Below are 25,153 nucleotides of genomic sequence, written 5' to 3'. Positions count from 1 at the left end.
TCATCAATCTCCATCGAATTACCCACCCCACGTCCTGTGCGGCTCACAAATGAGGCTTGATGAAATAATCATAGACATAGCTCGCAACGATCGACGAACCGACGCCGAATGCAAATGCCAGCACGCGATCCGTCCAGATACCTATGCGGGTTGGAAGTCTCAACACGACGCGCACAGATTCGGAGTCTAGTGCAGCAATCCCCTTGATAGTATTCAACCGCGTGCTCACACTCTGCCGCTGGGCTTCGGCACTCCTTATTTGAGAGTTGAGTAAAGCAAGATCCCTTTTGTTTGCCTCTGCAATCAACTTCAGCTCATCCATCGCTGATAGGGCTTCCGTCAGACCCGCACGAGCTGAATCTATCTTTTGAATTCGACTATCAATGGTCGTCGGCTCGATCTGCTTACCGAAAAAAATGTATCGACCATCGGTAGCGAAGGGCCGAATTCTTAGCTCCTTGTCGCCCGATGAAAAGGGACGCATGAACCGCAATAGTAAATTGAGCAAAATCTCGGTAATGTTGCAGGCCACGTCAATTATGAGACGGGTTCTGTCAGACATGAATCCCTCAGCAGCTAAAATTCACCCCTTACTTGTCATGCGTTAGATACACCACCTATTAGTGCAAGTCACGCTTTGCAATTGCGTGGCTTGATTCCACACTCGGCCCCTTACTTTCACAAGCCGCTCGGCCCCTCACGCACACGTGCACCCGCCCCCTGCCCCTCCTTCCACTTTCCTGCTATCTCCTACCCCCGCCGTCCCGGCCCAAAGCAAAACCCCATCCATCCAAGGGAGCAACAACCATGCGATACCTCCACACCATGCTGCGCGTGCGCAATCTCGATGTCGCGATGAAGTTTTACCAGGATGCGCTGGGACTGACCGAGGTGCGGCGGATCGAGAACGATAAGGGGCGGTTCACGCTGGTGTTCCTGTGCTCGTCGGACGATCTCGAGGCGCTGAAGAAGCAGCCGCAGTCGCGCGGCGCGCCGCTGGTCGAGCTCACCTGGAATTGGGACGAGGAGAAGTATGGCGAGGACCGTTTCTTCGGCCATCTCGCCTATGAGGTCGACGACATCTACGCGACCTGCGAGAAGCTGATGAAGGCCGGCGTCACCATCAACCGTCCGCCGCGCGACGGCAACATGGCCTTCGTCCGCTCGCCGGATCTGCACTCGATCGAGCTGTTGCAGAAGGGCGACCCGAAGCCGCCGCAGGAGCCGTGGTCGTCGATGCCCAACACCGGCCATTGGTAGGTTCGCCGCTGGAACAAGCCCGCGCCAGCAGCGTTCTCTCCCTGACAATGCAATTGGAGGAGGACGCGATGGGACGCGGAATTTTGTTGTGGATGTTGGGTGTGCCGATCCCGGTGATCATCTTGCTATGGCTGTTCTTCGGCCGCTGATCGCCTGACCAGCTTTGCCTTGCAATGAAAGCTCCGCCTCAGGCGGGGCTTTTTGCATGCGGACCTTTTTGCATGAGAGGATCGGCGCAATCGCGCGTCGCTCGCCGCACTGGATTCCGCTATCACCAGCGCTTGCAGCCTGGGTGGAGCGCACGCGTCATCCGGGACTGACGCTGCCGAAGCACCCCGGATTGCGCTTTGCTCCATCCGGGCTACGACACCAAGAAAAAGCCTGGGGAGGATGACGTGCCGGACCAAAAGCTGACGATCTGGGGCCGCGCCAATTCGGTCAACGTGCAGAAGGTGCTGTGGTGCCTCGCCGAGCTCGGCCTGGCTTACGAGCGCATCGACGCCGGCATGGCGTTCGGCAAGACCCGCGAGGCCGACTATCTCGCGATGAACCCCAATGCGCGGATCCCGACGCTGGTCCAGGGTGACTTCACGTTATGGGAATCCAATTCGATCATGCGTTATCTCTGTCTTGCGCACGGGCGCGGCACGCAAATCTATCCCGAGGCGCCGAAGCTGCGCGCCAGCGTCGACCGCTGGCTCGACTGGACGCTGTCGATGGTGCAGCCGGTCGACCGCCCGGTGTTCTGGGGCCTCGTGCGCACGCCGCCCGCCGAGCGCGACATGATCCAGCTGCAGAAGGATGCCGATGCCGCCGCCGAGGTCTGGGCCATCGCCGACCGTCTGCTCTCCACGCGTCCGTTCATGGACGGCGATGCGTTCACCCTCGCCGACATCGCGATCGGCGCCTATGCGCGGCGCTGGCTCGGCGTCGAGGGCATCACCCGGCCCGCGCAGCCGCATCTGACGCGCTGGCTCGCCGAGCTCGGCAAACGGCCCGGTTTTGCGCAATTTGTGGCACCGCCGATGTCGTGAGCGGTGACGCGGCTTAAATCTCGTTGAGAGCACGATGAATCGGCATTTCGCCGCGTGCCGCCGGGAGGTGGCGGCTACTGTGCATGGGGTTGTTTTCGCGTTTTTTTGTTAAGGCCAGCCGCGCTCGAACAGCAGCACGCAGAAAATCAGCACGAGCGTCACGGCCGCGGTGGCGAGCCGGGCGGTCCAGCTCAGGCCGCGGCCGACCCACCACAGCAGCGCGCAATACATCACGAACGGGACGATGATCTCGGGCCGCATGATGTCCGGTGGCATGGGGCCTCAGCGCCTGACCGTGGTCTCGATGCTGATCGAGCCGCCGATCTTGACGCAGGTGCCGGTGCTCTCGACCAGATGGAAGCCGCGGCCATAGGCGGCGCAGGAGCTCGCTTTCGCGCTTCCGCCGGCACCCTTCAGCGGCAAGGCCTTGCCGGCCTGTGGACGCTCAGCAGGCGGCAGACGCAAGGCTTCCGCCGCGGCCGCGGACGTCGTCAGCAATGAGATCAGGATGAGGAGCGGCGCACGCATGCGGGCCGTTCTAACCCGGACCAGCGTCGCGCGCCATCGGGGGTCGCTTCGCCCGGGATCAGATGAACTTGATGCCGGCTGATTTGCCGCGGCGCCAAACCACCTGGCAGCTCCGCCCGGTCCGCGCATCGCGCGCGAACGCCATCCGGATCACGCCCGGGAGCTGGCTCGCATCCTCGTCCAGCGTGATCTTGGCGCCCGTGGCGGAGATGTCCTGGACCAGGCATTGCCGCGCCGCGAATCCGCCCTCGAGCGTGATCCAGGCATGCTGCGACAGCGACTTGCGGGCTGCGCGCTTCTTGGGCGGTGGCATCGGCTCAAATTCTCCCAGTCCAGCGCTAGCTCAGGGAACCTAAGAAACCGTTGAATTCGCCCCGACTGATCCTGGGGCGGGATGCTATCCACCGGTGCCAAAAGACCGTTCCCGAACGGCTTGCCCAGGGCGCCAAAGGCCATTATAGGTTCGCCCGCTGCAGCCGCCGGGCATGACTCGGGCGGCCAGCGGCCGTGCCGCGAAAAGCGGCGGGGCCCTGGGTTTGCTCCCTTCGTCTATCGGTTAGGACGCCACCCTTTCACGGTGGAGAGAGCGGTTCGATTCCGCTAGGGAGCGCCATCATCCGAGCGTTTGGATGACGCGGCGAAATCTGCCGCCCCGCATGAACCTCCCTGCCCCTCGCCTCCGACCAATGTCCAGACGGAACCGGATGCAGGCCCATGGCGCAGCATAAATCTCCCTCGGACGACCAGGCCGGGATTGCCTCGCCAGCGCCGCCGCCATGGATCCACCGTACGGCGGCTTACGTGCCGGAGCGCCGCGCCAGAATGCTGGAGCACATGGCACGCGCCAGATCGCTGCCTCGGGCACCGGCTGCGTCGGAGCCTTCGCATAGGGCCGGCACGAACATTCTCGCTGACGCCTACGGCTACGCCGTCCTGTTTGGCATCATCGCGCTGCTGTTTCAGTCGCGCGTTCCGCTCTACGTTGGCGCTTTCCTCTTCTTCAGCGATGGCGAGCGCATCGAACTCGCTCTTGGAGAGATTGGCGTCCGTCTCGAGCCTGGCACGATTGGGCCCGAAATCATCAAGGCCTTCGTATCCCTGTTCGGATGGTTCGCGCTGCTGGCGTCGCTGAAAGCGTCCGTTCCCGCGTGGCTCGCGATATGGATGCTTCCGGACGCATCATGGTCCTTCCTCGCCGGAATCGCTCTTTTGTTCGCCATCGTCGAAGCATTCGCAACGCGCGCGATGCAGCATGCATTGCCGTGGTTCGGATTTGAGAGGCGACCGAGCAGCCTCGCCTGCGCGACGATCAAGCTCGTCATGGCCCTTGGCGTGCTGGCTCTGCTGGTGCTGCTCGGATGACGCGATCGTGAGGTCACGGGCCTGATAATCGCGGCGCTATGCCGCCCGTCGCGATCGGCGTATTTACCAAAAATTTACCCCTGCTCGTGAGCGCCGGTATCATTTGCTTAGAATTTGATTGCTACCGTGGAATTACGGAAAACCTCCGAAACACGATTGGCGCCCATGTCCGTCGCAGAGTTCCTCAGACAGCGTGCCGTGCAAGTCACCGTGAGCGGCAGCTACTCGCTGCCGCGCTGGTACGATTGCGAGGGCAAGCTCCGTACCTTCGCCTGCCGCACCAGCCGCGTTTCACCGTTCCGCATGATGGTCGACGTTCCCGTGGTCGGAAAGGTCGGCGAGCGCGTGACCTCCTACTTCCAGGACTTCGGCGAATTCCAGTGCACCATCAGCGCGACGCTGAAATCAGGCTTCCTGATGGAGCTCGAGATGACGCGGGCACGCCGCGCCTGGATGTCGGAAAAGCTGACCTGGCTGGAGAAGAAGCAGAAGGACGCCAGCGTCCAGGAGCTGCGGCGTGACGCGCGCTTCGTTCCGCAGGTCGCGCACACCTTCCTGACGCTCGCCGATGGCAGCACCCATGCCTGCTTCATCATCGACGTCTCCACGGCCGGTGTCGCGATTTCCTCCGAATACGATCCGCCAGTGGGAACTCCGCTTGCGGTCGGCGCTTGCGTCGGGCGCGTGATCCGCAAATTCGAAAACGGGTTTGCGGTCAAATTCGCGGAAAAGCAGTCGCGGGATGACGTCGTCCGGCTGATCGTCCGCTCGCCCATGCTGCAATCGGCCTGATCCTCCGGCCGCGCCGCCCTATGGCAGCCCCATTCCGGGGTCACTTTTTGGAGGTCCGCGCCTCGTGCCGGGCATCATCTGCAGACTTGCGATCGGGGGACCGAATGGCAGTCGAGAAAATTACAGTCGATAAGATCAGAGTGGACAAGATTACCTGGGACAGGGTCGGCCGGGTCACCGAGCCCGGACGCTACATGTACACGTTCGGCTGGCTCACCATCACCGCCGGCGATCTCGATATCTGGAAGCAATACCCGCAGGCCGCGTTCACGCTGATGGCGCAGCGTGCCGAGCCGGACGCATCTATCGGCGAGGAATTCCATCTCGGCGCCTTCGACGTCGCGCCCGACGCACCGCCGCCGATCACCACGCATTGAGACGGTCAAAGCGGGCTGCGATCGGCAGCCGTCGCAGATGGCGGGCCGCGGCAGGCCACGTGACGGGAACGCGTGGCACGGGCGTTGCTTTATCATTGCCATGAGTCACATTCCCGCCGTCGATCAGGCCTTCCTGCTGTTGCTCATCGTGCTCTGCCTCGGCACGTGCCTCATACGCGCCTTCTGGGAGCTGGAGCAGGCCCGGGCCCGCCGGATCGCGTCATCCTCCCGCGCGACGAAGCGTGACTAGGCCGGTCCGCCAGGCCGTTCGTAGCCCGGACGGGGCAATCCCGGCTCTGGACTTGCCGCGGCGACACGTGCATCGTGAATCGAAGAAACCTGCACATTGCCTTGATCTGACTTGCCAATCGCGATCCGATGACGGGCCCGCGACCGTTGTCATGGGAAACGAAGTGGTTCTGTCATGCGATTGATCGCGCTCCGTATTCTACGCCTCGGCGACTGTCCTGATGAACGCAGGCTGTCACGCTTGTTAAGAGACGCGACAGCAAGCGCATGACACAAGGTCGCATCGCTGAATGTAGATAAGCGGATCAAGGGAACCTATTTTCGGCGCCGATGTACCTGATTGAAGCGTTACCCACCGTCATCGGAACGGCCGCCATCGCCCCGGCGCTGCTGATGCTGTGGCTTGTCATTGCCGCCGAGGAACGCCCGGGACCGCCGGCCCAGGTCTGGACCGCGTTCCTGCTCGGCGCGGCCAGCATTTCGCTGCTGGGCTTGGCCCGCGCCCCTTTCGCCAAGATGGTCGCGGCCCCGGACAACCCGTGGGCGGCGCTGGCCATGCATTCGATATTCGGCGTCGCGCTTCCGGAAGAAGCGGTCAAGGTGATCGCCATCGTGCTGGTCGCCTCGACGAAGCGGCGGACCTTCGCCAATCCGATGGACAGCGTGGTCTATGGCGCCGCGGTCGGCCTGGGCTTCGCCGCCTACGAGAACCTCGCCTATCTCGTCCAGCACGCCGAGATGTGGCGCTCGCTGGCAGCCTTGCGCAGCGTGCTGACCGTTCCGTTCCACGGCGCGCTCGGCATCATCGCCGGCGCCTATCTGACCATCGCGCGCGCCGGCACGGCGCTGGGTGCGAACCGCCATCATCGCGACTGGGCCCGTCTCTCCAGCCGGCTGCTGATCTTCGCAGGCCCGCTCGCCCTGCATTCGGCGTTCGACTTCCCGCTGCTCACACTCCAGCGCATGCCGGATCTCGATCCGACGCTGCGGATGTGGTTGGGCGGCGCGAGCCTGCTGATCGGCTTCAGCTCAATCGCCTTCGCCATCCGACTGGTGCGGCGCGTCGCGCGCCATCACGCGCCCCGGACCGACGTCGCGCGCGAGCGGCTCAGCCAGCTCCGCCGGATGTGGGCGCTGCTGCTTGCCGGTGGCGGCGTCGGCTTTCTCGGGCTCGCCTTCGTGCTGACCTCAATCCATCACTGGCTCATCAACCCCGAGCGCAATCTGACGCTGGCCCTGATCCCGATCGGCCTGGTCTCGATCCTGCTCGGCTTCGCCCTTCTGATCGTCACGACTGCGATCTATGTTCTCGGCCGCAACCGCATCCGCACCAGCGGCGAAGGTTTTTCGTCGGCGCACGGCGGCGGCTGAGCCGCGGGATGGCAAGCGCAGTGTGTGCGTACTAGACTAGATTGAGCACACACCTCTCGATCCGGAGCCCGCCCATGACATCGCCTGAGGAGTTTTCCCGGCTGCAATCCGCCATGAGCCGGACGGTCAAGGCACATTGGAAGGCCTTCCTGTTCGAAGGCATTCTGCTCGCGGTGCTCGGCGTTGCCGCGCTGATCCTGCCGCCGCTCGCCAGCCTTGCGATTGCGATCTTCCTCGGGTGGATGTTCCTGATCAGCGGCATCGGCGGATTGATCGCGACCTATTGGGCGCGCAGCACGCCCGGCTTCTGGTGGTCGCTGATCTCGGCCGCGCTCGCCGTGCTCGCAGGCATGCTGCTGCTGGCGCGACCGATGCAGGCCGTGCTGACGCTGACCATCGTGCTCGGCGCCTATTTCCTCGCCGAGGGCGTCGCCACCATCATGTACGCGCTGGAGCACCGCCGCGAGCCGGGTGGCCGCTGGTCGTGGCTCCTGATCTCGGGCCTCGTCGACATCGCGATCTCGTTCATGGTGATCACGGGATTGCCGAGCTCGGCGGAATGGGCGATCGGCATCCTCGTCGGCATCAACCTGCTGTTCGGCGGCGCCACCCTGATCGGCATGGCGCTGGCGGCACGCAAAAGCAACAGTTGAGGCGCCGCGTGGCCGTCAGGTCTATTGGGGGGTGACAAGCCGCCGATCGCACGCTATATGACGGGCCATGATCACCCTCGTCACCAGCTATTTTTGGTACTTTAGCTACGACAGCTCGCTGGCGGCAGGAGGATCGCGCTCAATCTGAAACATTGCAGCAAACGTCCGAACAAGCCGCCAGACCTGGCGGCTTTTTTATTGGCCGGCAGGGTCTCAAAATGACAGGAGCCCGCCGTGCTGAGCACGACCGACGATCTTCGTATCCGCGAACTGAAAGAACTGAGCACGCCCGAAGAGGTGATGCGGGAAGTCCCGCGCACGCTCACCGCGACGCGCGTGGTGATGGCCGCACGCAACGCCATCCATGCGATCCTCAATGGCCAGGACGACCGGCTTCTGGTCGTGGTCGGCCCGTGCTCGGTGCATGATCCCAGGGCTGCGCTCGAATACGCCGAGCGCCTCGCGAGCTTGCGCGAAGAGCTTGCCGACCAACTCGAGATCGTGATGCGGGTTTATTTCGAGAAGCCGCGCACCACGGTCGGCTGGAAGGGCCTGATCAACGATCCTGATCTGGACGGCAGCTTCGACATCAACAAGGGCCTGCGGCTGGCGCGCAACGTGCTCTCGGCGGTGAATAATCTCGGCCTGCCCGCCGGCACCGAATTCCTCGACATGACGACGCCGCAGTACATTGCGGACCTCGTGTCCTGGGCCGCGATCGGCGCGCGCACGACCGAAAGCCAGATCCATCGCGAGCTGGCCTCAGGGCTGTCCTGCCCGGTCGGATTCAAGAACGGCACCGACGGCAATGTGCGGATCGCGGCGGACGCGGTGAAGTCGGCCTCGAATCCGCATCATTTCATGGCGGTGACCAAGCTCGGCCGCTCGGCGATCGCCTCAACCGCGGGCAATGAGGATTGTCACATCATCCTGCGCGGCGGCAGCAAGCCGAACTACGATGCGGCAAGCGTCGCAGCGGCCTGCAACGATCTGGCGAAAGCGAGCGTCGCACCGCTCGTGATGGTGGATGCGAGCCACGCCAATTCGAGCAAGAAGCCGGAAAACCAGCCGCTCGTGACGGCCGACATCGCCAAGCAGATTTCCGGCGGCGAGAACCGCATTGTGGGGGTGATGGTCGAAAGCAACCTCGTCGCCGGACGCCAGGACGTGGTGGCGGGCAAGCCGCTCATTTATGGCCAGAGCATCACGGACGGATGCATCGACTGGGCGACCACGGCAACCGTGCTCAAGCATCTCGCTGACGCGGTCGAGATCCGGCGCAACACCAAGGGCGCAGGGCTGCACGAGCGCTCCGCCTGACCGAACGATCGCGGGCGGGGTGAGGCTGTCGCACCCTGCCCGCTTTCCCGGCCCTAGCAGCCGCGGCAGATGCTCTTGATCTTCTTGTCGAGCGCCTGATTTTCCTTGCTGAGGGGATCGTTCGGGTCGCTCAGGTTCTTTTCGCTGGGCACATCGGCGACACGCGGCTGGCGATGGCCCACAGGTGCCAACGGCGTAGATCCGGAGGTCGCGCCCCCGGCTGTCGATCCCTTGGGGCTGCCGGTCTGCGCAACCGCCGCGCCGCCGAGCAAGACCACGAGCGATACTGCCACCATGATCTTCTTCATGTCTCTCCCTCCATTCCTCAAGCCGGCATCTCCATCACCACCATTCAGGTCTCGGGCGGATAGAGGTGAACGTCGCCGCAATAATCCACGATACGATAGCGCGTTTCTTGATCTGCATCACGCGCATCAGGTGCGGTATTTTGCATCGGCAACACGTAATTCGGCCCCACCGGCGACTTGCCGGCGCCGCCGGGAATGTCGATGACATAGTCGGGCTGACACAGTCCCGACACCCGTCCGCGCAGCTGCCGCATCAAATCCTGCCCCTCGGCGAGTGTCGTTCGCAGATGCGCCGTGCCGGGCGCGAGATCGCCGTGATGCAGGTAATAAGGCTTGATCCGGCATTCGACGAAAGCTCTCATCAAATCCGACAGGGCGGCCAAATTGTCATTGACGCCGCGCAACAGCACAGACTGGCTCACCATGGGAATTCCGGCATCGACCAGCCGCGCGCAGGCGGCACGCGCCGGCCCCGCCAGTTCGCGCGCATGGTTGGCATGCAGCGCCACCCAGGTGGTGGCGCCTTCGGCCTTAAGCGCAGCAACCATCTCGTCGCTGATGCGCGCGGGCTCGGCCACCGGCACGCGGGTGTGAAGGCGGATGATCTTGACGTGATCGATGCCGGCAAGATCCGCCATGATCTCGCTCATCCGCCGCGGTGACAGCATCAGGGGATCGCCCCCCGTCAGGATCACCTCCCAGATCTCGCTGTGCGCGCGGATATAGTCGATCGCCGCGCGATAGGCGCCGTCCGAGAGCGCGTTCTCCTTGCCCGGTCCGACCATCTCGCGGCGGAAGCAGAAGCGGCAATAGACCGCGCAGACGTGAACGAGCTTGAACAGCACACGGTCGGGATAGCGATGCACGATCCCGGGAACCGGCGAGTGCGCATGATCGCCGATCGGATCTGCGTTCTCGCCCGGCTGCATCTCGAGCTCCGCGGTAGTCGGAACGAATTGCCGCGCGATGGGATCGTCGGGATCGGACCTGTCGATCAGATCGACCAGCGCCGGCGTGATCGCGACCGCATAGCGTGCGGCAACGCGATCGAGTGCCGGCAGCGCTGTGGCCGGCGCCAGTTGCTCGGCCACAAGTTCGGCCGGCTCGCGCAATGTGCGTGCAAGATTGCTCTTCGTCATGTCTCGCTTAAGGTTTCATTTGCAGGCGGCGTCCACACTACCTGATCAATTCGCGACGCGCCGCTCGCCAGCATCACCAGCCGGTCGAAGCCGAGCGCGACGCCGCTCGCCTCCGGCATCGCCGCGACCGCGGCCAGAAAGTCATCGTCCAGCGGATAGGCTTCGCCGTAGCGGCGCTGCTTCTCCGCCATGGATTGCGTGAAGCGCTTGCGCTGCTCCTCGGTGTCGGTCAGTTCGCCAAAACCGTTGGCGAGCTCGACACCGCAGGCATAGACCTCGAACCGCTCGGCAACGCGGGGATCGCCCGCCTTCACGCGCGCCAGTGCCGCCTCTGGAGATGGGTATTCGAACAGAATGGTCAAACGCCCCTGCCCCAGATGCGGCTCGACATGCTCGACCAGAACCTTGCTGAAGATGTCGGACCAGGTGTCGTCCTCGGCCACACGGACGTTGCCGGCAGCTGCCCGGGCGAGCGCGGCGCGGTCGCCCTCGCCGCCGGAAATGGTCGCAAGCAGGTCGATTCCCGCAAACTGCTGGAAGGCGCCCGCGACCGTCACAAGCTCAGGTTCGGCGAATGGATCGGCGGTCCTGCCGCGGAAGGCGAAGGTGCCGATACCGGTTGCCTGGGCCGCGCGGGCGATGAGGACGACGCAGTCGGCCATGATGGCGTCATAGGGGGCGCCTGCCCGGTACCATTCCAGCATGGTGAATTCGGGCAAATGCAGGTCGCCGCGCTCGCGGTCCCGGAACACCCGGGCGAACTCGAAAATCCGGGTCTCCCCGGCCGCCAGCAGCTTCTTGCAGGCGAATTCCGGCGAGGTCCGCAAATATCGGCTCACACGGCTGCCGTCGGGGCGCATGATCTCCGTCCGGGGGGCATGCAGGTGGGTCTCGTTGCCTGGGGAGACCTGGAGAACGGAGGTTTCGACCTCGACGAAGCCCTGCTCGGCGAAAAATCCCCGTAGAGCCCCGGTGATGGCTCCCCTGGCCTGCAGGAAGGGCCGGCGGTCGAGATGCCGGGATGGGGACCAGAACGGCGACATTGGCTTGTCCCCAGCCATCAACCGGCCGTCCCGCAGGCCAGCAAAATGCTGGCATCCAACGGCAAAACCAGTATGTTGCGGCCCGAAACGGGTGCCGCGGTCTGATTTGGGGCCCCAGGTCCCCCATTAATTTGACCACCTCCTGGCCCGAGCCGGGCCAAGCAAGCAGGAAATACAGCTTTGAGAGTCATCGCCAGTTCTATTCGCAAGGGCAACGTGATCGAGCAAGACGGCAAGCTATATGTCGTCGTGACCGCCGAGAACATCCATCCCGGCAAGGGCACCCCGGTCAGCCAGATCGAAATGCGCCGAATCTCGGACGGGGTAAAGATCTCCGAGCGCTACAAGACCACCGACCAGGTCGAGAAGGCCACGATCGAAGAGCGCAACTACACCTTCCTGTATGAAGATGGTGACGGCTATCACTTCATGAACCCGGAGACCTATGACCAGGTCCAGGTGTCCAAGGACGTGATCGGCGACGCCGCGGCCTATCTTCAGGAGAGCATGACGGTCAAGTTGTCGCTGCACGGCTCCAATCCGGTATCGATCGCCCTGCCGCAGCGCGTGACGCTGGAAGTGGTCGAGACCGAGCCCGTGACCAAGGGCCAGACCGCCTCCTCGTCCTACAAGCCCGCTGTGCTCTCGAACGGCGTTCGCACCACGGTGCCGCCGCACATCGCAGTCGGCACCCGAATCGTCGTGATGACCGAAGACGGCTCCTACTCCGAGCGCGCCAAGGACTGACGAGGCCAAAGCGAGCGCAACAGGTGCCGCCGGGGGGCGAGACAGTGGTTTGGAAAGGTTTCCGCTTCGTCTCGCAAGTTCTGGCGTCGCTTTCGCTCCTTATTGCCTCTCCGCTGGCTGCGGATGAATTCCGCAGCCCCTCGCTCACGGCGTTGCGCGTCGATTGGCGCGCGGCGCTCGACCAGCTCCGCACCGAAATCAACGTCCATCCCCGGACCGCCGAGAATTTCATCTTCGCACCCCGTCGTTCGGTGCCGCGCTACGATCCGCGCGCGATGCCGGCGCTGGTGCAGCTCAATGCGATCTCCTCGCAATTCTTCACCGGCATCGCTCGCAGCTCCGTGCCCGTGTTGCTGCCGTTCGACGCTGCTGCGTATTTCGAAGCACGACGCAATGGCGCGCCGGCGACCGTCGCGCTCTCGCGCTACCAGGCCGACTTCAATTCCGTCGACCTGTTCGATGCCGGGCCCGCCGGCTACAGCGCGACCTTTTCGTTCGAGCCTGGTACCGGCGACGGCATGCCGAGCCGGGTCTTCGCAAGGCCGGTCGAGGTGCAGATCACGGGCTCGGCGCTCGTCTATGACATTGCCGATCCCTCGGGCGGCAAGGGCGAGCCGGTCAAACCGCTCGCAGCGCTCTACCCCGACCTGCGCAAGTTCATCCGGGAAGGCTATGTGCGCTACGCTTTCACCCGTTTCGGCGTCGCCTATGTGGTGTCGATCCAATGCCTCGACAGCGTCGCCAAGCCGCGGCGGCTTGCCTGCAAGGAGGCCTATCCAGTCGCCGAGCGCTTCCTGAAGGCGCTGCGCCTGGCCGGCGGCCAGCGCATGCGGCCGCTGACGGACATCGCTTCCAACATTCTCGATCGTCCCGCGGCACGTTCCCCTGATTTCACCTACCGGCCGAGCGGCGACATCATCCCGAACACCGGCTATCGCAAGCAGGGCGGCCATCCCGACGTGATGGCCTACGCACAGATCCGCTTTCCTCTCGAGAAGGCGCCCGCGTTCGTACACTCGCAATCCTACGCCAAGCGCGACAAGATGGAGAGCACGACCGCTTACCCCTGGCGCGACAATTTCTGCGAATCCCGCAGTTTCGAGGTCTGGCAATGCGGCGGCGGTTATGGCCATCAGGGCGAGGACATCCGCGCGGCCGAGTGCCCACCGCCCGGTGACGGCCGCCAAGCCTGCGATCCCAGGCAGCGCGCCGTCGTCGCCGTGCGCGATGCGAGGGTCATACGCGCTTCCAAGGACCAGGCCGTGACGCTGCAAATCAACAGCAGGACCGAGCACATCCGTTTCCGCTACATGCATATGAACCCGCAGGCGCTGAACGCCGATGGCCTGCTCAATGGCCGCATCGTATCCGAGGGCGAGAAGATCGGCGTGGTCTCGAACTATCTCGATCATCCCGCCGGCACCTCGATGCACCTGCATTTCGACGTGCAGGTGTTCACCCGCGACGGCTGGATCTGGGTCAGTCCATACGTCACGCTGGTCTCGGCGTACGAGCGCCTGATCCGCGCCCGGGGCCGCGAGGTCGGCCCGGAGATCGCCGGCACGCCACAGCCCGTGGCGCATGCGCTGCCGGAGGACGTGCTCAAGCCGGACCTGCGCGAGGGATCGGGCGGCGAGGAGAATTGACGGCTTGCTCCTTCCAATGCCAGGCAGCGCAAAAGCGTGTTGTCGCACACGCCGCCCGCTGGAAGGCCGAAGGAACTGGGTTGATGAGTGTCGGACTGATTGGTCTTCTCGACGATATCGCAGCGATCGCAAAGGTGGCGGCAGCCTCGCTCGATGATGTCGCGGGCCAGACGGCCAAGGCGGGAGCAAAGGCGGCTGGCGTGGTCATCGATGATGCAGCCGTCACGCCCAACTACGTGCTCGGCTTTGCCTCGAAACGCGAACTGCCGATCGTAGGCAAGATTGCGGTTGGGTCGCTCCGCAACAAATTGCTGATCCTGCTGCCCATCGCTTTGTCGCTTGGTTATTTCCTTCCCGCCGCAGTCACGCCGCTGCTCATGCTGGGCGGCGCCTTTCTCTGCTACGAGGGTGCCGAGAAGGTGCTTGAGGCCGTGATGCCGCATCATGCGCACGACCACGAAACTCAGCGCCAGGCGACGGCATCGAATGCACGGTCGCTTGAGGACGAGAAGGTCGCGAGCGCCGTTAAGACGGATTTCATCCTGTCAGCGGAGATCATGGCGATCACGCTGGCAGCCGTCCCGGCGGGCAACATCTGGACGCAGGCGCTCGTGCTGGCGCTCGTCGCCATTTTCATCACAGTTGGTGTCTATGGCGTGGTCGCCCTGATCGTGAAGGCGGACGATGTCGGCCTGGCCCTTGCGCGGTATAGCGGCGCCTCAGTCATTGGCGGCGCAACCCGCTTGCTTGGACGCGCGCTCGTCCGCGGCATGCCGGCCTTCCTTGCGGTGCTGAGCACGATCGGCACCGCCGCCATGATCTGGGTCGGCGGCGGCATCATCCTGCACGGCATCGAACAATATGGCCCACCAGTGATCGGCCATACGGTCCATGCCGCGGCCGAGGCCGCCGCGCATTTCCTTCCCCCCATTGCCGGCATCGTCGAATGGTCGGTCGAGGCAGCCATCTCGGGCGTCGTTGGCCTCGTTGTCGGCGCGGTTGCGATACCGGCCGTCACATACGGTCTTGCGCCGCTATGGAAACGTCTGAAGCGATCGCAGCCGACCTGAACAAAAGCGGCTTCGGATTGTGAGTGCCAGCTACTCCAACAGCGTCGTGAGTTGCGCACCCTCGTCCGCCACGAAAACCGCAATCAGTTCCGCCGACTCCGTGGTGCTGGCATTGGCCGAGACCAGATGCGTCGAGCCGGGCGGCTCGAAGAAGGACTGGCCGACGCCGAACGTCTCGACCGGGCCGCCGCCGAGCTGGGAGCGGATCTCGCCCTTGGTGATGTAGGCGGTGACGGATCCCGCGTGACGATGCGGCCGCGAGAACCCGCCGGGACCGTAGAACACGCGCACGATGGTGACGCGCTTGCCCGGTACGTTCGGCAGCGCGTAGGAGCCGATCGGTTCGACCTTGTCGAGCGGCGAGCTTTCGGCGGCTGTGGCGCAGAGCGGCGAGAGTGCGCCCGATATGGTGTCCATCGTTACCGGCAGCGCCTTGCCGATTGCAAGTGCGCAGGCGAGCCCTCCGATGACGGCGATCGCCATCGAGCGCGATGGCGCCGGGCGCGGTGTGGTGGGCAAACTCATTGCTGTCATCATGATCTCCCTTCGTTACAATCAGGATGCCGCTGCATTCGCTGCGACCGGCCGCTTCGCCGGCGTCCAGCGAAACGCCGCGCCAAAACGGTTCCAGACGTTGATCGAGGCGACCGCGGAGGTCAGGTATGTCAGCTCGGTCTCCGAGAATTCTCGGCTCGCCTCGGCGTACACGTCTTCGCCGACTCCGTCAGGAAGGCAGGTCAGCGCCTCGGTCCAGGCCAGCGCGGCACGCTCGCGCGCGGAAAAGATCGGCGCCTCGCGCGAGACCACGACCAAATTGAGCTTGTCGACGGGCACGCCGATTCGCTCCGAAAGCAGGATGTGATGCTGCAGGCAGAAGGCGCAGCCGTTGATCTGCGATGCCCGCAGCTTGACCAGCTCGAGAAGCTGCTTGTCGAGGCCGGCCTTGGCCGCGACCTGGCCGAGCGCCAGCACCAGCTCATACGCATCGGGCGCGATCTTCTTGAAATCCTCGTATTCGCTGCGGGCGTGTGACATTGCCGTTTACCTCGTGGTATTGTAAGAGTGCTGACACATTATAAGAGCACTTATATTATGCGCAAGCCGCCTGAAATCACGAGATCGCAACCGCAGCGGAAGGCATCCCCGGCTGCCCCGACGGTGCGCGTCCCGGCCCCAGGGGAAGGCAAGCGCGGCGAGCAAGGCTATCTCGGCTATCTGCTGCGGCAGGCCCACGCCGCAGTTCGTCTGACGATGGAGCGGTCGCTAGCCGATCTCGGGGTCACCTCCCCGCAATTCGCGGTGCTGACCATGCTCAATGCCTATCCGGGACTGTCAGGGGCCGACGTTGCCCGTCTCACCTTTCTGACGCCCCAGACCGTCGGCGTCATCGTCCGCAATCTCGAACGTGACGGTGCGATTGTGATGACGCCCCATCCCGTCCATGGCCGCATCCAGCAATGGACGCTGACGCCGCGCGGCGCGACGCTTTTGAAAGCGTGCCGGGAGCGGGTGATTGCGTTGGAGAAGCGCCTGGCCGCCGGGCTCGATGCCAGGGCCGAGGCAAGCATTCGCCGCTGGCTCGCAGGCATCGCGGCCGATTTGCAGGAGGACTAGGCGAAGCGCGCTTGGCGCTGGCGGGAGCTAGTCGCCTCCTCCGTCGCCGCAGCCGCCACCGTCCGAATCCGGGAAGTCACTGACCGCGCCGTCGCCTTGAATACCGCGGCCAAAGTTCTCCGCGAGGATCATCAGGATGACGACGAACAACCCGGCCCCGAACGGCCAGGGATTGGCGCGGATGATGTCGAACAGCTCCTGCATTCACGCATTGTGCGCAGACGGAAGCAAACCGACCGTAAAGTGACAGGGTCAAAACTGGGGATATCCGCCCCCTTGCAGGCGGGCCCTACCCGCCCTTCAACACTTTCTTAACCTCGCCATCAGGCCAGGTCTCGCCCGCTGCGATCACTCGCACGCGGCTTTGATCGGCGTCGTTCACCAGCTCATGCGAACACACCCGGTCACAGCTTCGCTCCAGGTGCAGATCGGTTTCGGGCTGCCAGCTCAGCGTGCTCGCGAGATCGCCGGGAAAGATCTGCCATTGCGATCCGTCGTCGAGTTCGACGACATGGCTTTCCGCATGCGCGCGTATCTTCATTCCACCCCGAATCGTCGATGAGCGGACTGCGTGCTACGGAGGGCCCCGGCGGTTGGCCGGGGCCCCGCTCCGTCAGTCGTTATCGTGATGAATCACGGTCTTGCTGCGATTGCCGAATTCATCTTCCTTCTTGATCACCGTGGTGCGGTCGGCGGGTTCACGCTCCCTAATGACGGTGGTGCGATCGCGATCGCGGTCCCGCTCACGATATTCGTGAGACTGTCCGACCGTCACGCCGGCACCGACCGGACCAACGTGAACGCCGACTTCGTCGGCAAAAGCAGGCGCGGCGATGGCGGTGACCATGGCGGCGGCAAACAGATATTTCCTCATCTTCTCCTCCTCAAATTGGTGCTGGGGGAATGCGGGAGTGCGACAGTTTGTTCCGGGGAACGCGAGACCCGCGTTCCTGCAGTTCCAGGAACTGGGTCACAGCCGCCATGTTTCCCGCTAGAATGGGTTCATGAAACACGCTGATTCCATAGCCTCTCGCAGCCGTCGCGCCCTGCTTCGATCCACGCTTGGCGCAGCCGCACTCATCGCATTCCCAATACGCATCCTGGCCGCGCCTCCGGGCTTCGAGGAATGGCGCGAGGGCTTTCGCGCCCGTGCCTTGGCGAAAGGCATCTCGGCCGCGACCTGGCAGCGCGCGATGGCACGCGTCGAGCCTGACATGAGCGTGTTCAAGCAGATGCGCAACCAGCCCGAATTCCATGAGCAGGTCTGGCAATACATCAACCGCCGCGTCTCCGACTGGCGCATCATCAACGGCAAGATCGCGCTGAAGAACAACGAGGCGCTGCTCGCACGCATCGAGCGCGATTTCGGCGTCGAGCGCGGTACGCTGCTGGCGCTGTGGGGCGTCGAGTCCGCCTATGGCGATCCGCTGGTGCAGCAGAACCACATGACGCCGGTGTTTCCTTCGCTCGCCGCCCTCGCCTGGAACGAGCCGCGCCGAAAAGCCTATTGGGAGACCGAGCTGATCAACGCGCTACGCATCGTCGACAAGGGCTGGAGCACGCCGGAGCAGATGCAGGGATCCTGGGCCGGCGCGATGGGACATTCGCAATGGATGCCGGAGGTCTGGCTCAATGTCGGGATCGACTATGACGGCGACGGCAAGGTATCGCCGTTCGGCAAGCCCGACGACGCGTTGGGCTCGACCGCAAAATATCTCGTCAACCGTGGCAAATGGCACCGCGGCGAGCATTGGGGCTACGAGGTGCGCGCGCCCGGTGAGATGAGCGGCAGTCGGACCTATGCGGCTTGGCAGGCGGCCGGCGTCACCCGCGCCGACGGCCAGCCGTTCCCGCAAGCCTCCGCATCCGCGCAGATGTGGACCCCGGTTGCGGGCGGGCCGACGTTTCTGCTGGGGCCAAATTTCAACGCGGTAAAGAGCTACAATCCCTCGATGAACTACGCGCTGGCGATCTGCCATCTTGGCGACCGCTGCCTCGGCGGCCCGCCCTTCATCCAGCCGTTCCCCGGCTCCGAGCGCGCGCTGACGCTCGCCGAGGTGCAGGAGATGCAGACACGCCTGACCAAGGCCGGTTTCGACACCGGCGGCACCGACGGCCGTGTCGGCAACGACACCATGAAGGCAATCAAGGATTTTCAGCAGCGCGCGGGCATCACGCCTGCGGACGGCTATGGCGGGCTGAAGGTGCTGGCGAAGCTGCGCCAGGGGGCGTAGGCAGGCTCAGTGCCTATACTGCGGCTCCTCGGCATCGAGCTGGCGACGGATTGCGGCGAGATGCAGCCGGGCGGATTCGGAATCGCCCTCGCGCATCTGCCTGTAGGTCTCGGCCGCAATGGCGGGACCGACCGGCAGCACCTGTCGCCCCGTCGACATCGCGAGCACCTGCACCTCGGCGGCGCGTTCGAGATAATAGAGATCATCCCAGGCCTCCGCGATGGTCGGGGCCAGCACCATCACGCCGTGATGCTTCATGAAGATGATATCGGCATCCCCGACGCTGGAGGCGATGCGCGCACCTTCACGGTTGTCGAGCGCGAGGCCGTTGTAGTCGCGGTCCACGGCCGTGCGACCGTAGAATTTCAGCGCGGTCTGGCCGGCCCAGATCAGCGGATCGCCCTCAGTCATCGACAGCGCCGTGGCGTAGGGCATGTGGGTGTGGAAGGCGACCTTGGCGCGCGGCAGGCGCTTGTGCATCTCGGCATGGATGTAGAACGCGGTCGCCTCGGGCACGCCCTCGCCGTCGAGCACGTTGCCGTGGAAGTCGCAGATCAGCAGTTTTGACGCGGTCAGCTCGCGGAAGGCGTAGCCGTAAGGGTTGACCAGGAAGAGATCGTCATGGCCCGGCACCACGGCCGAGAAGTGGTTGCAGATGCCCTCCTCAAAGCCGTTGCGCGCGGCCATCCGAAAGCAAGCGGCAAGATCCTCGCGCGCACTGCGGATCGCGTCAGTCACGAGGTCCGGACGGTTCGAGCGGAACGTTGCTGGCGTGGATGACGAAGAGTGAAGGCTGTGCGCCATGGCGGAAGGACACCTCTGTCGGCCGGAAGACGCCCGCGTTGTACAGGTCCGACGCCTGCGCGTCAGCCCCCGCGGGCGCCACCCTGCCCTTCGCAGCCCGCCCGGCGGGCTATTGCCGCCGCGGCACGCCGCCGGCATTCATGCCGCCGTCGATGACGAGTTCGCTGCCGGTGACGTAGCGCGAGGCATCGGAGGCCAGATACAGCACGCCGGAGGCAATTTCCGCAGCCTGGCCGGCGCGGCCGAGCGGCGCGACGACGCGCGCACGCTCCTCAGGATCGATCGGCGCGTTGCCCTGGTTGCCGGTCGCGCCGGTCGGGATCTTGCCCCAGATCGGCGTGTCGATGATGCCGGGATGGACGGAGTTGACCCGAATGCCGTCGCCGGCGGCCGCGCACTCCATCGCGATCGACTTTGCGAACAGCCGCACGCCGCCCTTGGTCGCCGAATAGGCCGACAGCCCGGGCGCGCCGCGCAGGCCCGCGAGCGAGGACATCATGACGATCGAGCCGCCGCCGGTCTTGCGCATCAGGGGCAGGCAATGCTTGACGGAGAGGAAGACGCCGTCGAGGTTGATCGCGTTCTGCTTGCGCCAGTCGCTGAGCGTCATGTCGACGATCGAGGGCACGGCAAGGCCGATGCCTGCGTTAGAGACCAGAATATCGAGCCGGCCAAAGCGCTTCGCGATCTCGGCTGTGATCTCGATCCAGCGCTCTTCGCTGGTGACGTCCTGCTCCAGGAAAATCGCCTTGCCACCGGCCTTGGTGACGCGATTGGCGAGCTCGGGGCCGCGCAGCTCGTCGATGTCGGTGGCGATGACGGTGGCGCCCTCGCGCGCGAACAGCTCGACGATCGCCTCGCCAATTCCGGATGCGCCGCCGGTCACCAGCGCGACCTTGCCCTGAACCTGCCCTGCCATGTTCACTCCCTTTTTTCTTTTTTGCTGTTAGCTTTTTTGTTGTTTGCCGGGCCTATCTAATCATGGATGGTCCCTGGTCGGGTAGCGCGACGTCGATGACGCGGAATTGCACACGCTCGGCGCCCTGATAGCGATCGACCGACAATGATCCCGCGACATGCAATTGCTGGCCGCGATTGGCAACGAGCGCGTTGCCGAGCTTCTGTCCGATCGAACGGAACGCGATGCCGTTGACGATGGCGCCGTCGCCCGACTTGAAGCGTAGCCTCAAATGTGCCTGTCCCACCTCGTCGGCATAGACGAGCTGGTGCGCCGGCAGCGCCAACACGACTTCCGGATTGCCGCTGCCGAAGGGGCCGGCGCGATTGAGCGTCGTTGCAAGTTCGGTCGTCACCGCGCGCGCGGAGACCGCGCCGTCGATGTAGAGCTCGTTGACGTGGCGCGCCTCGGCAACGTCGCGCGCCAGCGCGTTCTCGAGGTAGGCGCGAAACTCGGCGAGCTTTTCCTTCCGCAGCGTGACGCCCGCAGCCATCGCGTGGCCGCCGCCCTTGAGCAGAATGCCGTCGGCGACCGCCTGCCGTACTGCCTTGCCAAGATCGACGCCGGCAATCGAGCGGCCGGAACCGGTGCCGATACCACCGGGCTCCAGCGCGATCGCGAAGGCGGGCCGCGAGAACTTCTCCTTCAACCTGGACGCAACGAGACCGACCACGCCGGGATGCCAGCCTTCGGAGGCCGTCACGATCACGCCGATCTTGTCCTCGAGCCCGATCGAGGCGAGTGCCTCGGCTTCGGCCTGCGCTTCGGCCGCCTGCTCGATGATCCGGCGCTCGCTGTTGAGGCGGTCGAGTTCGGCGGCGATCCGCGCGGCCTCGACGCTGTCACCCTCCAAAAGCAGCCGCACGCCGAGATCGGCGCGGCCGATGCGGCCGCCGGCATTGATGCGCGGCCCCAGCATGAAGCCGAGATGCCAGGCCTCCGGCGGGCCGTTGAGCCGCGCCACGTCCATCAGCGCGGTGTGGCCGACATGGTCGCGCCGCCGCATCGCGATCAGGCCCTTGGCGACGAAAGCGCGGTTGAGGCCGATCAGCGGCGCGACATCGGCAACCGTGCCGAGCGCGACGTGATGCAGCATGCCGAGCAGGTCCGGCTCGGGCATCTCCGCGTTCCAGAAGCCGCGCTGGCGCAATTCGCGATTGACCGCGACCAGCGTCACCAGCACGAGGCCGACGGCGGCGAGATGGCCGAGGCCGGAGAGATCGTCGAGCCGGTTCGGATTGACCAGCGCGTCGACCTCCGGCAGCTCCGTGCCGGCCTGATGATGGTCGATCACGACGACGGACATGCCGAGACGTTTTGCTTCGGCGAGCGGCTCGATGCTGGTGGTGCCACAATCGACGGTCACGAGCAGCGTGGCGCCCTTTGCGGCCAGCGCACGCACGGCTTCCGTGTTGGGCCCATAGCCCTCGAAGATGCGGTCGGGAATGTGGATCAGCGGATCGAGCCCGCAATGGCGCAGATGCCAGGTCAGCAGCGCCGCCGAGGTGGCGCCGTCGACATCGTAGTCGCCGAAGATCGCGACCTTCTCGCTGTTCGCCGCGGCATCCGCGATCCGCTTCGCGGCGGCCTCCATCTCCGTCACCGTGAACGGGTCCGGCAGAAGCTTGCGGATGGTTGGATCGAGGAAATCTGCCACGGCGTCGCTGTCGACACCGCGCCCCGCCAGCACCCGCGCCAGCAGTTCCGGCAATAGGTGGCGCTGCACGATGGCAAGCGCCTTCGCCGCCCCGCGCGCATCCAGCCGGTCGCGCCAGAGCTTGTCGGTGAGCGAGCGCGCCACTCCCAGGAACGCCTGGGGCGCTTCGACAGGCAAGGCGGTGGCGGGCGGCGTCATGAACATCGGTCGGTTTGAGGAACCTGGAAGCCGGAGGTATTGCATCGTCCGGCCGATGGCACGATTGGCCCGCAATCCCCCGGGATTTGCAATGTCTGCGCGGCACAAAGCGGTGGATTGCCGCTTTGCTGCGCGCACTGACTATCATTTGAGCATGCCGCAAAACAGCAAATTAAGCAGGCGTTAGGCGGAATCTCCGAAAAAGAATTGTATTCGATCTGACGTGATTGTTCCGGGTTCATTGCAGATCAGGCCTCATTGCCAAGGAAGCCCCGATGTCCGCTGCGCTGGGTCTGAAAACCAAGCCGATCACCACCGAACCCGCTGATGATGATTCCGACATCTCCGCGCTGATCAACCGCCTCACGGCGGAGGTCAACCAGATCGCGGTCGACAAGACCAAGGCGATCCAGCAGATCACCAACCAGATGAAGATGCTGGCGCTGAACGCGCTGATCGAAAGCTCGCGCGCCGGCGCGCAGGGCGCGGGCTTCGCAGTTGTGGCGCAGGAGGTCCGCGGCGTCGGCCAGCAGGTCGAGACCATCGCCCGCGAACTCGAAAGCCAATTGACGAAACGGACTGGCGATCTCGTCTCCTCGATCGACCGGATGAGCCAGCGCTCGCGCGGCGAGCGCATGGTCGACCTTTCGCTCAACGCCATCGAACTGATCGACCGCAACCTCTATGAACGGACCTGCGACGTGCGCTGGTGGGCGACCGATTCCGCGTTGGTCGATTGCGCGGCCTCGCCCGACGGCGCGGCCGTGTCCCATGCCTCGCAGCGTCTCGGCGTGATCCTGGGAGCCTACACCGTCTATATCGACCTCTGGCTCTGCGACCTCGACGGCAACGTCATCGCCAACGGCCGCGCCGACCGCTTTCGCACCGTCGGCCAGAACGTCGCCCACACCAAATGGTTTCGCGAGGCCAAGACCCTGCGCTCCGGCGACGACTATGTCGCCGGCGACGTCGAGAATCAGCCGCTGCTCGGCAATGCCCAGGTCGCGACCTATTGCGCCAGCGTCCGCGCCGGCGGCCAGGCCAACGGCGCGCCAATCGGCGTGCTCGCCATCCATTTCGACTGGGAGGCACAGGCCCGCGCCATCGTGCAAGGCGTGCGCGTCGGCGACAGCGACAAGGCGCGCGTGCTGCTGGTCGATTCCAATCTTCGCATCATCGCCGCCTCGGACGGCCAGGGCATCCTCAGCGAGCGCATCTCGCTCTCGCTGGACGGCCAGCGCTCCGGCTTCTATCAGGACCGCTCGGGCACGCTGGTCGCGTTCCATGCCACGCCGGGCTACGAAACCTATCGCGGGCTCGGCTGGTATGGTGTGATCGTCTGCGGGGCGTGAAGCCGCCAGCTTGCCCATCCAACTCAAAACCGTGAAAACAACCCCATGCACAGTAGCCATCTGGTTGTTTTCATGACGGTTTTTTTCGCCGTTTCACGCCGGCAAAACACCGGCATGCATGCGATCATGGCGTCGGTCGCGGTCCGGGCCCAGAGCGCTAGGCTCTGGCGATGTCGTCTTCGACTGGCTGCAGCGTCGTAATTCCAAGCGTTTGCGACGGACGCTCCCCGAACATTGCGAAGTAATATTGCGAAAACCGGCCGAGTTCGTAAAAGCCCTGCTGCATGGCGACGGCTGTCACGGTGGTCGAGCCGGGTGCGCTCTGGTGCAGGATGGAGTGAACAGCGCAGAGACGCTTGTGCCTGAGGAAGCTGGCCGGACCGAGGCCGAATACCTCCTGAAAGGCGCGGTGCAGGGTACGCCGCGATACGCCGAGCACCGCGCAAATTTCCGAAACATGCACCGGACGCGTGCCGGCGTCGTCGAGAAACTCCTCGACCTTGCGGACCAGCCGTCGCGCGGAAGGCAGCCAGCCGTTGCCATCGGGTGGCAGCGACGACGCGACGTTGGCAGCCATACATTCGGCGATCGATCGTTTCCAGAATTCGGCGGTTGATGGCGTCAGCCCATATTTGTTGTCGCGCAGGTGCGACATGATCCGGACCAGGCGGCGCGAGGCGATCGCGCCGGTCTCGACGTCCGCGCGGAAATGACCGCGGCTGCGCCAGGTGTCGGGGTCGCTCAGCCGTGCCTCACCGCCGAACAGCGTCGCGACTTCGTTGAGGTCGAAGCGCATAGCGGCGTAAGCGGAGCCGCCGTGAAAAACACCATCATGTTCGAGCCGCGGCGGAATGACGAGCACATCGTTGAGCTGCATGTCGAACGACCAGTGGGCGACGCGCTCTTCGGCCGCAAGCAGCATCCCGATGATCAGTCTGTCGTCGCTGGACACCCGCTGCGTGCGCATGCCGACGTTGAAAGCACCAATGCTGAGCGAGAAGTCGCCGATGCCGACATGGGACAACGTTCCGCGCAACCGACCGCGGCCAAGTTGCATCACATCGACATGCGAGCCGTGGACGGCCTGCTGAAGACCTTCGAAACCATCCAGCTTGCGCGAATCAACCAGAAAGAATTGCCCCATGGCCGGACCCTGTTACTGAAGCGCGACAATTCTGCGGCACCCGATAGCAAAGTACCACCACAACGCGAGGTGGGTGCGAGAGGCTGACTTCGCGTTTTGAGACAAATCATCGGCAAGTTTGTTGCTAGATATGCCACTGAACTGCCCTGCACTGAGGGATTTTCGACATGGGTCACTAGGTCTCACCAACTGCCCGGGCAGACTGGCACAAACTGCACATCACAGCCGTCCAATCTTCGGATACCGTTTGCAACCTTAGCGATATTGAGCGGAAGCGTTCTGCGGATGGCAGA

General features: G+C 64.3%; 31 protein-coding genes and 1 tRNA gene. 16 read left to right on the top strand and 16 right to left on the bottom strand.

The features are described from left to right. Positions 1-43: 43 nt before the first annotated feature. Positions 44-562 (bottom strand): hypothetical protein, encoded by a 519-nt coding sequence (locus AC0L3S_RS03500; protein ID WP_473278096.1) that lies wholly within the window; start codon positions 560-562, stop codon positions 44-46. A 245-nt stretch (positions 563-807) separates the two neighbouring features. Here AC0L3S_RS03500 and AC0L3S_RS03495 point away from each other — a divergent pair, with 245 nt between their 5' ends. The 3 genes from AC0L3S_RS03495 (at position 808) to AC0L3S_RS03485 (ending at position 2,294) form a co-directional block, all read left to right on the top strand. Then, complete coding sequence (locus AC0L3S_RS03495) at positions 808-1,260, top strand: VOC family protein (protein ID WP_473278095.1); 453 nt, start codon at positions 808-810, stop codon at positions 1,258-1,260. Then, positions 1,227-1,409 carry a hypothetical protein gene (locus AC0L3S_RS03490; RefSeq protein WP_473261567.1) on the top strand — a complete coding sequence of 61 codons (183 nt, stop codon included), beginning with the start codon at positions 1,227-1,229 and terminating at the stop codon, positions 1,407-1,409. Before AC0L3S_RS03495 ends, AC0L3S_RS03490 begins: the two co-directional genes overlap by 34 nt. A gap of 246 nt (positions 1,410-1,655) precedes the next feature. Continuing rightward, entirely contained in the window at positions 1,656-2,294 is a 639-nt protein-coding gene (locus tag AC0L3S_RS03485; RefSeq protein WP_473278094.1) for a glutathione S-transferase family protein, read from the top strand. 108 nt (positions 2,295-2,402) lie between these two features. On the opposite strand, the gene AC0L3S_RS03480 is transcribed toward AC0L3S_RS03485, so the two are convergent. Genes AC0L3S_RS03480 through AC0L3S_RS03470 form a run of 3 tightly spaced genes read right to left on the bottom strand, consistent with a single transcriptional unit; the run spans position 2,403 to position 3,135 of the window. Further along, a complete protein-coding gene (locus AC0L3S_RS03480) occupies positions 2,403-2,570 on the bottom strand; it encodes a hypothetical protein (protein WP_007591410.1) in 168 nt (55 codons plus the stop codon). A 6-nt stretch (positions 2,571-2,576) separates the two neighbouring features. Then, positions 2,577-2,822, bottom strand: a complete 246-nt coding sequence (locus AC0L3S_RS03475; protein WP_473261572.1) for a hypothetical protein — start codon at positions 2,820-2,822, stop codon at positions 2,577-2,579. Between the two features lie 58 nt (positions 2,823-2,880). Next, positions 2,881-3,135 (bottom strand): PilZ domain-containing protein, encoded by a 255-nt coding sequence (locus AC0L3S_RS03470; RefSeq protein WP_007610106.1) that lies wholly within the window; start codon positions 3,133-3,135, stop codon positions 2,881-2,883. A 225-nt stretch (positions 3,136-3,360) separates the two neighbouring features. Between AC0L3S_RS03470 and AC0L3S_RS03465 the strand changes: the two genes are divergently transcribed. The 7 genes from AC0L3S_RS03465 (at position 3,361) to AC0L3S_RS03435 (ending at position 8,946) form a co-directional block, all read left to right on the top strand. Next, positions 3,361-3,435 (top strand) — tRNA-Glu (locus tag AC0L3S_RS03465). Positions 3,436-3,536: 101 nt separating this feature from the next. After that, the gene (locus AC0L3S_RS03460; protein ID WP_473278093.1) at positions 3,537-4,184 is read left to right on the top strand and encodes a hypothetical protein; all 648 of its coding nucleotides are present in this window, start codon (positions 3,537-3,539) and stop codon (positions 4,182-4,184) included. Between the two features lie 165 nt (positions 4,185-4,349). Beyond that, positions 4,350-4,976, top strand: a complete 627-nt coding sequence (locus tag AC0L3S_RS03455; RefSeq protein WP_473261578.1) for a PilZ domain-containing protein — start codon at positions 4,350-4,352, stop codon at positions 4,974-4,976. A 119-nt stretch (positions 4,977-5,095) separates the two neighbouring features. Continuing rightward, on the top strand, positions 5,096-5,353 hold the full coding sequence (locus AC0L3S_RS03450) for a hypothetical protein (RefSeq protein WP_473261658.1): 258 nt from the start codon (positions 5,096-5,098) through the stop codon (positions 5,351-5,353). Positions 5,354-5,932: 579 nt separating this feature from the next. Continuing rightward, on the top strand, positions 5,933-6,973 hold the full coding sequence (locus AC0L3S_RS03445) for a PrsW family glutamic-type intramembrane protease (protein WP_473278092.1): 1,041 nt from the start codon (positions 5,933-5,935) through the stop codon (positions 6,971-6,973). Positions 6,974-7,047: 74 nt separating this feature from the next. Continuing rightward, positions 7,048-7,626: an HdeD family acid-resistance protein gene (locus tag AC0L3S_RS03440; RefSeq protein WP_473261580.1), complete on the top strand. Its 579-nt coding sequence runs from the start codon at positions 7,048-7,050 to the stop codon at positions 7,624-7,626. 234 nt (positions 7,627-7,860) lie between these two features. Continuing rightward, positions 7,861-8,946: a 3-deoxy-7-phosphoheptulonate synthase gene (locus AC0L3S_RS03435; protein WP_473261582.1), complete on the top strand. Its 1,086-nt coding sequence runs from the start codon at positions 7,861-7,863 to the stop codon at positions 8,944-8,946. A 53-nt stretch (positions 8,947-8,999) separates the two neighbouring features. Here AC0L3S_RS03435 and AC0L3S_RS03430 read toward each other — a convergent pair whose 3' ends face one another. The 3 genes from AC0L3S_RS03430 to epmA are packed head-to-tail and all read right to left on the bottom strand — an operon-like array spanning position 9,000 to position 11,454. After that, positions 9,000-9,254 carry a hypothetical protein gene (locus tag AC0L3S_RS03430; protein ID WP_473261584.1) on the bottom strand — a complete coding sequence of 85 codons (255 nt, stop codon included), beginning with the start codon at positions 9,252-9,254 and terminating at the stop codon, positions 9,000-9,002. Positions 9,255-9,298: 44 nt separating this feature from the next. Further along, positions 9,299-10,393: a lysine-2,3-aminomutase-like protein gene (locus AC0L3S_RS03425; protein WP_473261588.1), complete on the bottom strand. Its 1,095-nt coding sequence runs from the start codon at positions 10,391-10,393 to the stop codon at positions 9,299-9,301. After that, positions 10,390-11,454, bottom strand: coding sequence for an EF-P lysine aminoacylase EpmA (gene epmA / locus AC0L3S_RS03420; protein WP_473261591.1), 1,065 nt, complete (start codon positions 11,452-11,454; stop codon positions 10,390-10,392). The genes AC0L3S_RS03425 and epmA overlap by 4 nt, the downstream gene beginning before the upstream one ends. Positions 11,455-11,616: 162 nt before the next feature. Here epmA and efp point away from each other — a divergent pair, with 162 nt between their 5' ends. From efp to AC0L3S_RS03405, 3 genes are all read left to right on the top strand, one after another. Beyond that, positions 11,617-12,183, top strand: coding sequence for an elongation factor P (gene efp, locus AC0L3S_RS03415; protein WP_007609944.1), 567 nt, complete (start codon positions 11,617-11,619; stop codon positions 12,181-12,183). A 23-nt stretch (positions 12,184-12,206) separates the two neighbouring features. Next, the gene (locus tag AC0L3S_RS03410) at positions 12,207-13,829 is read left to right on the top strand and encodes a M23 family metallopeptidase (RefSeq protein ID WP_473278091.1); all 1,623 of its coding nucleotides are present in this window, start codon (positions 12,207-12,209) and stop codon (positions 13,827-13,829) included. Positions 13,830-13,912: 83 nt separating this feature from the next. Then, on the top strand, positions 13,913-14,899 hold the full coding sequence (locus tag AC0L3S_RS03405) for a DUF808 domain-containing protein (protein ID WP_473278090.1): 987 nt from the start codon (positions 13,913-13,915) through the stop codon (positions 14,897-14,899). A 30-nt stretch (positions 14,900-14,929) separates the two neighbouring features. Here AC0L3S_RS03405 and AC0L3S_RS03400 read toward each other — a convergent pair whose 3' ends face one another. Next, positions 14,930-15,433: a cupin domain-containing protein gene (locus AC0L3S_RS03400; protein WP_473278089.1), complete on the bottom strand. Its 504-nt coding sequence runs from the start codon at positions 15,431-15,433 to the stop codon at positions 14,930-14,932. 21 nt (positions 15,434-15,454) lie between these two features. Then, positions 15,455-15,934, bottom strand: coding sequence for a carboxymuconolactone decarboxylase family protein (locus AC0L3S_RS03395; RefSeq protein WP_473278088.1), 480 nt, complete (start codon positions 15,932-15,934; stop codon positions 15,455-15,457). Positions 15,935-15,988: 54 nt separating this feature from the next. Between AC0L3S_RS03395 and AC0L3S_RS03390 the strand changes: the two genes are divergently transcribed. Continuing rightward, positions 15,989-16,513 (top strand): MarR family winged helix-turn-helix transcriptional regulator, encoded by a 525-nt coding sequence (locus AC0L3S_RS03390; protein WP_473278135.1) that lies wholly within the window; start codon positions 15,989-15,991, stop codon positions 16,511-16,513. A 27-nt stretch (positions 16,514-16,540) separates the two neighbouring features. On the opposite strand, the gene AC0L3S_RS03385 is transcribed toward AC0L3S_RS03390, so the two are convergent. The 3 genes from AC0L3S_RS03385 to AC0L3S_RS03375 form a co-directional block, all read right to left on the bottom strand. Further along, entirely contained in the window at positions 16,541-16,717 is a 177-nt protein-coding gene (locus AC0L3S_RS03385; RefSeq protein ID WP_473278087.1) for a hypothetical protein, read from the bottom strand. Between the two features lie 85 nt (positions 16,718-16,802). Next, positions 16,803-17,054, bottom strand: coding sequence for a hypothetical protein (locus tag AC0L3S_RS03380; RefSeq protein ID WP_473278086.1), 252 nt, complete (start codon positions 17,052-17,054; stop codon positions 16,803-16,805). 72 nt (positions 17,055-17,126) lie between these two features. Continuing rightward, entirely contained in the window at positions 17,127-17,387 is a 261-nt protein-coding gene (locus tag AC0L3S_RS03375; protein WP_035974993.1) for a hypothetical protein, read from the bottom strand. Positions 17,388-17,517: 130 nt separating this feature from the next. Between AC0L3S_RS03375 and AC0L3S_RS03370 the strand changes: the two genes are divergently transcribed. Beyond that, the gene (locus tag AC0L3S_RS03370; protein ID WP_473278085.1) at positions 17,518-18,747 is read left to right on the top strand and encodes a lytic murein transglycosylase; all 1,230 of its coding nucleotides are present in this window, start codon (positions 17,518-17,520) and stop codon (positions 18,745-18,747) included. Positions 18,748-18,753: 6 nt separating this feature from the next. On the opposite strand, the gene AC0L3S_RS03365 is transcribed toward AC0L3S_RS03370, so the two are convergent. From AC0L3S_RS03365 to recJ, 3 genes are all read right to left on the bottom strand, one after another. Further along, positions 18,754-19,551 (bottom strand): aldolase, encoded by a 798-nt coding sequence (locus AC0L3S_RS03365; RefSeq protein WP_473261615.1) that lies wholly within the window; start codon positions 19,549-19,551, stop codon positions 18,754-18,756. Between the two features lie 109 nt (positions 19,552-19,660). Further along, the gene (locus AC0L3S_RS03360) at positions 19,661-20,470 is read right to left on the bottom strand and encodes an SDR family NAD(P)-dependent oxidoreductase (protein ID WP_473261617.1); all 810 of its coding nucleotides are present in this window, start codon (positions 20,468-20,470) and stop codon (positions 19,661-19,663) included. 52 nt (positions 20,471-20,522) lie between these two features. Next, positions 20,523-22,364: a single-stranded-DNA-specific exonuclease RecJ gene (gene recJ, locus AC0L3S_RS03355; RefSeq protein ID WP_473261620.1), complete on the bottom strand. Its 1,842-nt coding sequence runs from the start codon at positions 22,362-22,364 to the stop codon at positions 20,523-20,525. Positions 22,365-22,639: 275 nt separating this feature from the next. Here recJ and AC0L3S_RS03350 point away from each other — a divergent pair, with 275 nt between their 5' ends. Next, complete coding sequence (locus tag AC0L3S_RS03350; RefSeq protein ID WP_473278084.1) at positions 22,640-23,716, top strand: methyl-accepting chemotaxis protein; 1,077 nt, start codon at positions 22,640-22,642, stop codon at positions 23,714-23,716. 157 nt (positions 23,717-23,873) lie between these two features. On the opposite strand, the gene AC0L3S_RS03345 is transcribed toward AC0L3S_RS03350, so the two are convergent. Beyond that, a complete protein-coding gene (locus AC0L3S_RS03345) occupies positions 23,874-24,860 on the bottom strand; it encodes a helix-turn-helix domain-containing protein (protein ID WP_473278083.1) in 987 nt (328 codons plus the stop codon). Positions 24,861-25,153 lie beyond the last annotated feature (293 nt).

This window comes from Bradyrhizobium sp. Ken01 (assembly GCF_055807355.1).
This window is presented reverse-complemented; position numbering and strand designations above follow the sequence as displayed.

Coding starts and splice junctions, on each gene's coding strand:
- AC0L3S_RS03500 (WP_473278096.1), bottom strand. CDS start 562: ATGTCTGACAGAACCCGTCTCATAATTGACGTGGCCTGCAACATTACC.
- AC0L3S_RS03495 (WP_473278095.1), top strand. CDS start 808: ATGCGATACCTCCACACCATGCTGCGCGTGCGCAATCTCGATGTCGCG.
- AC0L3S_RS03480 (WP_007591410.1), bottom strand. CDS start 2,570: ATGCCACCGGACATCATGCGGCCCGAGATCATCGTCCCGTTCGTGATG.
- AC0L3S_RS03475 (WP_473261572.1), bottom strand. CDS start 2,822: ATGCGTGCGCCGCTCCTCATCCTGATCTCATTGCTGACGACGTCCGCG.
- AC0L3S_RS03470 (WP_007610106.1), bottom strand. CDS start 3,135: ATGCCACCGCCCAAGAAGCGCGCAGCCCGCAAGTCGCTGTCGCAGCAT.
- AC0L3S_RS03460 (WP_473278093.1), top strand. CDS start 3,537: ATGGCGCAGCATAAATCTCCCTCGGACGACCAGGCCGGGATTGCCTCG.
- AC0L3S_RS03455 (WP_473261578.1), top strand. CDS start 4,350: ATGTCCGTCGCAGAGTTCCTCAGACAGCGTGCCGTGCAAGTCACCGTG.
- AC0L3S_RS03445 (WP_473278092.1), top strand. CDS start 5,933: ATGTACCTGATTGAAGCGTTACCCACCGTCATCGGAACGGCCGCCATC.
- AC0L3S_RS03440 (WP_473261580.1), top strand. CDS start 7,048: ATGACATCGCCTGAGGAGTTTTCCCGGCTGCAATCCGCCATGAGCCGG.
- AC0L3S_RS03430 (WP_473261584.1), bottom strand. CDS start 9,254: ATGAAGAAGATCATGGTGGCAGTATCGCTCGTGGTCTTGCTCGGCGGC.
- AC0L3S_RS03425 (WP_473261588.1), bottom strand. CDS start 10,393: ATGACGAAGAGCAATCTTGCACGCACATTGCGCGAGCCGGCCGAACTT.
- epmA (WP_473261591.1), bottom strand. CDS start 11,454: ATGGCTGGGGACAAGCCAATGTCGCCGTTCTGGTCCCCATCCCGGCAT.
- AC0L3S_RS03405 (WP_473278090.1), top strand. CDS start 13,913: ATGAGTGTCGGACTGATTGGTCTTCTCGACGATATCGCAGCGATCGCA.
- AC0L3S_RS03400 (WP_473278089.1), bottom strand. CDS start 15,433: ATGACAGCAATGAGTTTGCCCACCACACCGCGCCCGGCGCCATCGCGC.
- AC0L3S_RS03395 (WP_473278088.1), bottom strand. CDS start 15,934: ATGTCACACGCCCGCAGCGAATACGAGGATTTCAAGAAGATCGCGCCC.
- AC0L3S_RS03385 (WP_473278087.1), bottom strand. CDS start 16,717: ATGCAGGAGCTGTTCGACATCATCCGCGCCAATCCCTGGCCGTTCGGG.
- AC0L3S_RS03380 (WP_473278086.1), bottom strand. CDS start 17,054: ATGAAGATACGCGCGCATGCGGAAAGCCATGTCGTCGAACTCGACGAC.
- AC0L3S_RS03375 (WP_035974993.1), bottom strand. CDS start 17,387: ATGAGGAAATATCTGTTTGCCGCCGCCATGGTCACCGCCATCGCCGCG.
- AC0L3S_RS03370 (WP_473278085.1), top strand. CDS start 17,518: ATGAAACACGCTGATTCCATAGCCTCTCGCAGCCGTCGCGCCCTGCTT.
- AC0L3S_RS03365 (WP_473261615.1), bottom strand. CDS start 19,551: ATGGCGCACAGCCTTCACTCTTCGTCATCCACGCCAGCAACGTTCCGC.
- AC0L3S_RS03360 (WP_473261617.1), bottom strand. CDS start 20,470: ATGGCAGGGCAGGTTCAGGGCAAGGTCGCGCTGGTGACCGGCGGCGCA.
- recJ (WP_473261620.1), bottom strand. CDS start 22,364: ATGACGCCGCCCGCCACCGCCTTGCCTGTCGAAGCGCCCCAGGCGTTC.
- AC0L3S_RS03350 (WP_473278084.1), top strand. CDS start 22,640: ATGTCCGCTGCGCTGGGTCTGAAAACCAAGCCGATCACCACCGAACCC.
- AC0L3S_RS03345 (WP_473278083.1), bottom strand. CDS start 24,860: ATGGGGCAATTCTTTCTGGTTGATTCGCGCAAGCTGGATGGTTTCGAA.